7 protein-coding genes and 1 rRNA gene are annotated in these 6,762 nt (G+C 46.6%); 3 read left to right on the plus strand and 5 right to left on the minus strand.

Annotation, left to right across the window (positions count from 1 at the left end):
- Positions 1 to 27 precede the first annotated feature (27 nt).
- The 3 genes from clpA to VFW36_RS11610 are packed head-to-tail and all read right to left on the minus strand — an operon-like array spanning position 28 to position 3,771.
- Positions 28 to 2,208 carry an ATP-dependent Clp protease ATP-binding subunit ClpA gene (gene clpA, locus VFW36_RS11600; protein WP_329658977.1) on the minus strand — a complete coding sequence of 727 codons (2,181 nt, stop codon included), beginning with the start codon at positions 2,206 to 2,208 and terminating at the stop codon, positions 28 to 30.
- Positions 2,209 to 2,210: 2 nt separating this feature from the next.
- Positions 2,211 to 2,510, minus strand: coding sequence for an ATP-dependent Clp protease adapter ClpS (gene clpS / locus VFW36_RS11605; protein ID WP_329658978.1), 300 nt, complete (start codon positions 2,508 to 2,510; stop codon positions 2,211 to 2,213).
- Positions 2,511 to 2,532: 22 nt separating this feature from the next.
- Positions 2,533 to 3,771 carry an aminotransferase class I/II-fold pyridoxal phosphate-dependent enzyme gene (locus tag VFW36_RS11610; RefSeq protein WP_329658979.1) on the minus strand — a complete coding sequence of 413 codons (1,239 nt, stop codon included), beginning with the start codon at positions 3,769 to 3,771 and terminating at the stop codon, positions 2,533 to 2,535.
- Positions 3,772 to 3,821: 50 nt separating this feature from the next.
- Here VFW36_RS11610 and bioD point away from each other — a divergent pair, with 50 nt between their 5' ends.
- From bioD to VFW36_RS11625, 3 genes are read left to right on the plus strand one after another with little or no spacing between them, the layout of a single operon-like run.
- Entirely contained in the window at positions 3,822 to 4,475 is a 654-nt protein-coding gene (gene bioD / locus VFW36_RS11615) for a dethiobiotin synthase (protein ID WP_329658980.1), read from the plus strand.
- Positions 4,476 to 4,491: 16 nt separating this feature from the next.
- Complete coding sequence (locus VFW36_RS11620; protein ID WP_329658981.1) at positions 4,492 to 5,361, plus strand: aspartate carbamoyltransferase catalytic subunit; 870 nt, start codon at positions 4,492 to 4,494, stop codon at positions 5,359 to 5,361.
- A complete protein-coding gene (locus VFW36_RS11625) occupies positions 5,361 to 6,296 on the plus strand; it encodes an aminodeoxychorismate synthase component I (RefSeq protein WP_329658982.1) in 936 nt (311 codons plus the stop codon). Before VFW36_RS11620 ends, VFW36_RS11625 begins: the two co-directional genes overlap by 1 nt.
- Here VFW36_RS11625 and VFW36_RS11630 read toward each other — a convergent pair.
- Positions 6,293 to 6,535, minus strand: coding sequence for a ComEA family DNA-binding protein (locus VFW36_RS11630; RefSeq protein WP_414720300.1), 243 nt, complete (start codon positions 6,533 to 6,535; stop codon positions 6,293 to 6,295). The genes VFW36_RS11625 and VFW36_RS11630 overlap by 4 nt on opposite strands.
- 118 nt (positions 6,536 to 6,653) lie before the next feature.
- A 5S ribosomal RNA gene (gene rrf / locus VFW36_RS11635) occupies positions 6,654 to 6,762 on the minus strand; the annotation flags it as partial.

Here is a 6,762-nt window from a genome sequence, read left to right on the forward strand (position 1 = left end):
AGGAGAGGTGATGGGTGAGTTTCGGAATCATACCGCATAATCGAATAGCAGCTCATCGGTGTAATCCACCGAAACTTTTCCACCTTGTACCAAACGCCCAAAAAGCATCTCATCCACCAGAGGATCTTTGATTTTTTCGGAGATAACACGCCCCAGAGGACGTGCCCCCATCGCCTTATCGTATCCGATCTTAGCGATATAGGCTTTCGCTTTATCGCTGAGGGAGACGCTCACTTTTTTCGCTTTGAGCTGAGTATTAAGCTGAACGATGAATTTATCCACGATCCCCTCGACAACACTCATCGGCAACGGAGAAAATTCGATAACTCCATCGAGACGGTTGCGAAATTCAGGGGTAAAAAAGCTCTTGAGTGCTTCATGGCGGGAAATAGAGCTATCGGCATTAAATCCCATCACGGTGCGTTCACTTGCTCCGATATTGGAGGTCATAACGAGGATCACATTGGCAAAGTTCGCTTTAAATCCCGTATTATCGGTCAAGGTTGCGCTGTCCATCACTTGAAGAAGCACATTTATCAAATCAGGATGCGCTTTTTCGATCTCATCGAGAAGCAGTACCATGTAGGGATGCTTACGTACCGTCTCGACCAACAATCCCCCCTGCTCAAACCCTACATACCCCGGAGGGGCACCGATGAGACGGCTAAGGGCATGTTTTTCCATGTATTCTGACATATCAAACCGCTCAAAATAGATTCCCATCGTTTCGGCCAGCGATTTGGCCAACTCCGTTTTACCCACCCCAGTCGGACCGGAGAATAAAAAGGAGGCAATCGGTTTTTGAGGAGCACTCAGCCCCGCATACGAGCGTTTGATAGATTTCACCACCTGAGCGACCGCATTATCCTGCCCGATAACGAGCGCCATAAGATCACTCTCTAGGGAAGCGAGCTTTTCACGATCATCCGTCCCCATTTTTGAGACAGGTATTCCCGTCATTTTAGCGATTACATTCTCAATATCGTGCGGCGTAATCGTGGTTCGCTTATGGGTTTTGAGATGAAAAGAGGCTCCCGCTTCATCGATCAGATCGATCGCCACATCGGGTAAAAAGCGATCGGTAATGTACTTTTTAGAGAGCTCGACGGCGGATCGGAGCGCTTTATCGGTGTATTTCACCCCATGATGTTTTTCGTACCGCTCCCGAAGCCCTTTGAGGATCAAAAAGCTCTCCTCCTCGCTCGGCTCACCTACCTCGATACGGGCAAAACGGCGGCTGAGGGCTCGATCTTTCTCAAACACGCTTCGATATTCGGCGTGGGTCGTTGCCCCCATACATTTGAGCGTTCCCGATGCGAGTGCGGGTTTGAGCTGGTTAGACGCATCCATACTCCCTCCCCCTACGGCACCCGCACCCACTATCGTGTGAATCTCATCGATAAACAAAATTGCATTTGGGTGTTCTGCGGCTTCATCCATCACCGCTTTGAGGCGCTTCTCAAAATCACCCCGATATTTGGTTCCGGCCAACATCGCCCCCAGATCAAGGGCAAATATCTCGGCATCTTCGAGCAACGCGGGGACATCCCCGGAGAGAATCCGCAATGCCAACCCCTCGGCAATGGCCGTTTTCCCGACACCCGGTTCGCCGATCAACAGAGGATTATTTTTCTTGCGACGACACAGCGTTTGAATAGAGCGTTCAATCTCATTTACCCGCCCGATAACGGGATCAATTTTCCCTTTTTTCGCTTGGACGATCAAATTGATCGCATATTTTTGGAGTGCCCCCTCACTGCGTGAATCTTCCGCTGCACTCTCTATATCACGATGAGAAATCGCTTCTAAAACATCGACACGACTGATTCCGTACTCTTCAAGGAGCATACAGGCATAGGTGTGGCGCTCTTCATAGACCGCCGCAATCAGATCTCCTACATCGGCGGCATCTTTTTGCGCGCTTCGAACATGCTGCATCATCCCATCGATCATCCGAGCCAATGCCACCGTCTCAAACGGTTCCTGATCAACATCATCCGGCAGCGGTTCCATCGTCTGCATCAAATAGGCACCCAACGCTTCTCGTATATGTTCGACATCCGCACCGCACGCGCGTATGATGGCATCTCCATCGGGTGAATTGAGCAAAGAGAGCATCACGTGTTCAATGGTTAGATACTCATGCCGCTGATGACGTGCAAACGCAATCGCTTTTTGGAAAATCGCATTGAGTTCAGTACTCACCATGATTATGCCTCCTCCATTATTGCTTTAAGGGGAAATCCGTTTTCACGAGCCAAGCTTGAGACTTGGTGAACTTTGGTTTCTGCCACTTCGTACGGATAAACACCGCATAGTCCCCGCCCTTTTTGATGAACTTCGATCATAATACGGTGTGCATCCTGAAAATTTTTACGAAACAGTTTCATCAAAATATCGACCACAAAATCCATCGAGGTGTAATCGTCATTGAGCAAAAAGACATTATACTGTTTCGGATGCTCCACTATAGTGTCTAACTGAGTTGAATGTTCATGTTTTGTAGCCATTGTTAAACTATACCGAATTTTTTTAAATTTTTGATGCGTTGATAAAATCATTAATAATTGCTTCAGCGCTTTCCAAGCCGATCGAAATACGGACAAGCCCCGCAGTTATCCCCAAAAACGCTTTGGTTTCATCGTCAAAATCACGATAAATGGTTGAAGCCATATGCAGCCCCAAGGTACGGCTATCTCCGATATTCGCGGTAATCGTAATCAATTTAGATCGATTTAAAAATTCAAATGCGCGCTCTTTGGACCCCATATCGATCGTTAGAACGGTTCCGCATCCGCTGACAAACTGACTCAGATACCGTTCGTGATGAGGGTGATGCGGCAAACAGGGATGATTCACACTCAACCCTCTCTCGTGAAGCCCTTTGGCCACCGCTTCAACCGTCGTAACGATACGATCCATTCTCAGCGGCAGTGTCTCTAATCCCAGCATCGTCAAATAGCTTCCGAATCCGTTAGCCGACATACCGAAATCACGCAAAGCCCGTTTTTTTGCAACGGCGATCAAGGCCATGGAACCCATTTTTTGGATAAACGGGTGAATATCGCGGTAACGATCCTCTTTAAATTTATCCTCGCCTTCGGCAATGGCACGGTAGATCACCGCTCCGCCGAGCGCAGATGCATTTCCCGTGATAATTTTCGTCGTCGAATAGACCACAATATCCGCCCCCAGCGACAGTGGTGCGATACTGAGCGGAGTCGTCGTGTTATCCACCATCAAAGCAACGCCGTAGCGGTTCGCGATCGAGCTGATTTTCGCAATATCGGGAAGACGCATATTGGGATTTCCGACACTCTCCAAAAAGATGATTTTCGTTGCCGTGTTAATCGACTCTTCAATGGCAGAGAGTTCATCGACATCAAAAAATTTCGTGGTTATCCCAAATCGGGTCAATGTTTCGGAAAAATACGAATAGGTTCCTCCAAAAAGCCCCCCGACACTGATAATCTCGTCGCCGGATTTCAAAAGACTGAGGGTCGCCATCGCGATAGCTCCCATCCCCGTTGATGCGCTCACTGCACCGATGCCCCCATCCATTGAGGCCAATACCTGCTCCAACTGTGCCGATGTCGGATTCCCCACACGGGCATACAGCGGCTTTTTAATCGACCCTTCGAATATCCCCTCCCCACTCTCACTGGTACCGTATCCAAACGACGCGGAATTAACCATAACGGGACTGATTGGTCCCTCTTTTTTCCCTATTTGCTGAACAATGCGGGTTGTAAACTCTTCAAAGCGATTCATCATCAAACCTATATTAAAATTAGCTCATTATAACCAAAAAGGCTCCTTCCTTGTCTAAACGGATTTTCATCACCGCAACCAATACGAATATAGGCAAGACATACACCTCCAAACTGCTGATCGAAGCCTTTGTGCGACTTGGGTTACGCGTCGGTGTCTACAAACCGATCGAAACAGGAGTGATCACGGTTGCACCCGATGGAAATGCCCTATTTGAAACGGCATTGATCCATAATCCTGCACTGAAAGCGTTATCCCTGAACGATATAGTTACCCTTCAGTTACAACTTCCAGCCGCACCGTTTGTAGCGAATAAGGGGAAATCGATCGATCTTGCCATCTTTGATACTGCACTGGCAAAAATCGAAGCCCTCTGCGATCTTGTCATTATTGAAGGGGCGGGAGGATTGATGGTTCCGATTGATAGTGAGATCATGATGATTGATTTGGCTCGCTATTTCAACGCTACACCCCTATTAGTCACCCACTGCAATCTCGGCTGTATCAACGATACGTTACTCAGCATAAAAGCCCTCGAAGAGGCTAAGCTCCCCTTCGTCGTCGGTTTTAACTGCCGAGTTGAAGATACTTCTTTTGAGACGACATCCCTCCCTTATCTAAAGCATCGATTCGGATCAATTTACCGAATCGATAACGACATCGATACCATTGCCAAAGCACTTTTAGATACAATATCATCATAAATACGAGGACACTATTATGAAACATCTTATCCGTACCGACGATTTTACGACTGACCAAATTCTTCACGTTTTACAAGATGCCGAGCACTATTTGGCGGGACAATTCGACCCCATCCTCAAAGAAAAAATCATTATTACCCTCTTTTTTGAAAACTCAACCCGTACGAAAAGCTCCTTTGAAATCGCCGCAAAACGTCTCGGTGCCGAAGTGGTTCACCTCGATGTTCAAAAAAGTTCTACCCAAAAAGGGGAGAGCCTTGTCGATACGGCGCTCAACCTTGATGCGATGGGACCGCACGCGATGATCGTCCGTCATGCCCATGCGGGTGTCCCGAATATCCTCGCTCAGCATACACGTGCTTCGATCATTAATGCGGGCGACGGCGCTCATGCCCACCCGACACAAGCGCTTCTGGATCTCTTTACCCTCCGCCGCCATTTCGGGGATCTTAAGGGTAAAAAAATTGCCATCGTCGGAGATATCAAAAACTCCCGCGTCGCCAACAGCAATATCGAGTTATTGACCCGATTCGGGATGGAGATTACCCTTGTTGCACCGCCGCACTTTCTCCCTGAAACCTCTCTTCGAACAACACACAATATACGAGATGTGATCGATGATGTGGATGCCATTATGTCTCTACGTACCCAAACAGAGCGCCACTCGCACCAAACCTACGGTTCGCTCAAAGATTACGGAAGCGATTTTTGTATTACCCAAGAACTCGTGGGAAATCGTGATCTGATTCTTCTGCATCCGGGACCGGTACATCGCAATATCGATATTGACGACATGATGCTGGGCGACCCGAGATGTAAAGTCCTAGAGCAAGTTCGCAACGGAGTTGCCATCCGTATGGCTGTCCTAAAAGCCCTTATCGCCTGATGTTCAACCACTTCACCTCCCTCGTCACATCGGGGGTTCCGTGTTTTTTTTATACTGATTTTAAAGGGGAGCATCTCCACTGCTACACCTTAGATGAACTTTCCACCCACGACATCGAATTTTCATTCAACAGCCGCTGTCATGAAAATAATCTTCCCCATAAACCCAAATTTTTTCCCGTTTCAATAGATCATTATCGTCAAAAGTTTGATACCGTACAAGAGCATATCCGTAGCGGAAATACCTATCTCCTTAATCTGACTCAACCGACAGCAATAGAGTGTGAGTACAGCCTCTCTGCAATTTATAATATGGCACATGCACCCTATAAATTCCGTGTCAAAAATAACTTTGTCTGCTTCTCTCCTGAGCCCTTTATCACCATCGAGGCTAATACTATACATACCTATCCGATGAAAGGGACGATTGACGCATCACTTCCTGATGCCGTCAATACCCTACTAAATGACCCAAAAGAGATTGCGGAACACACGATGATCGTCGATCTTCTCCGTAACGATCTCGGAATCGTAGCGAAAAATATTGAGGTCAAAGAGTTTCGTTATATATCCACCATTGATACCGGAAACAAAAAGCTACATCAAGTAAGTTCACACATCATCGGAGATTTAGAAGAAAACTGGAGAGAAAACGTAGGAGAGTTGTTAAAAACACTTTTGCCCGCAGGAAGTATCAGCGGTACACCGAAACGGAAAACAGTTGAGATTATCCACGAGGTTGAGGAATATGATCGAGGTTATTTCACGGGTATCTTTGGATATTTTGACGGGATCAACCTCTACAGTGCCGTATCTATCCGTTTTATTGAACACATTGAGAATCAATTCGTCTATAAAAGCGGCGGCGGAATCACGTGTGACAGCGATTGTACATCCGAATACAATGAGATGATCGACAAGATATATATCCCTTAACGAAGAGTTACCTGTCCCCTCATTTTATTCAATGTTTTAGGCCCGATACCTTTGACATTCACCAATTCATCTACACTTTTAAACTCTCCGTGCGTTTTACGATATTTGAGTATTTCCAGTGCTTTTGAAGGGCCGATACCGTAAAGCGTTTGAAGTTGTGCCGAATTAGCCCGATTGATATTAACTGCACCGAATGTGAGAGAAAAGAAAAGAAAAAGAATCGTGAGTATTTTAACCATATCTAACCTCAAAAAATAAAGTATTAGATTTTAGCGCGCAAAATTTGGTTTGTCAATTATATATTTGATTTTCTATGATTTGCTTAGGGATTTTGATAATGAAGAGGAAATTCTGAGAGCCAGGCGGCGACCTACGTTTCCACACCTGAAAGATGCAGTATTATGAGCGATGAGGGTCTTAGCTTCCGGGTTCGGAATGGGACCGGGCGTTTCCCCCTCTCTATAGC

The organism is Sulfuricurvum sp., assembly GCF_036279695.1.
GTDB lineage: Bacteria > Campylobacterota > Campylobacteria > Campylobacterales > Sulfurimonadaceae > Sulfuricurvum.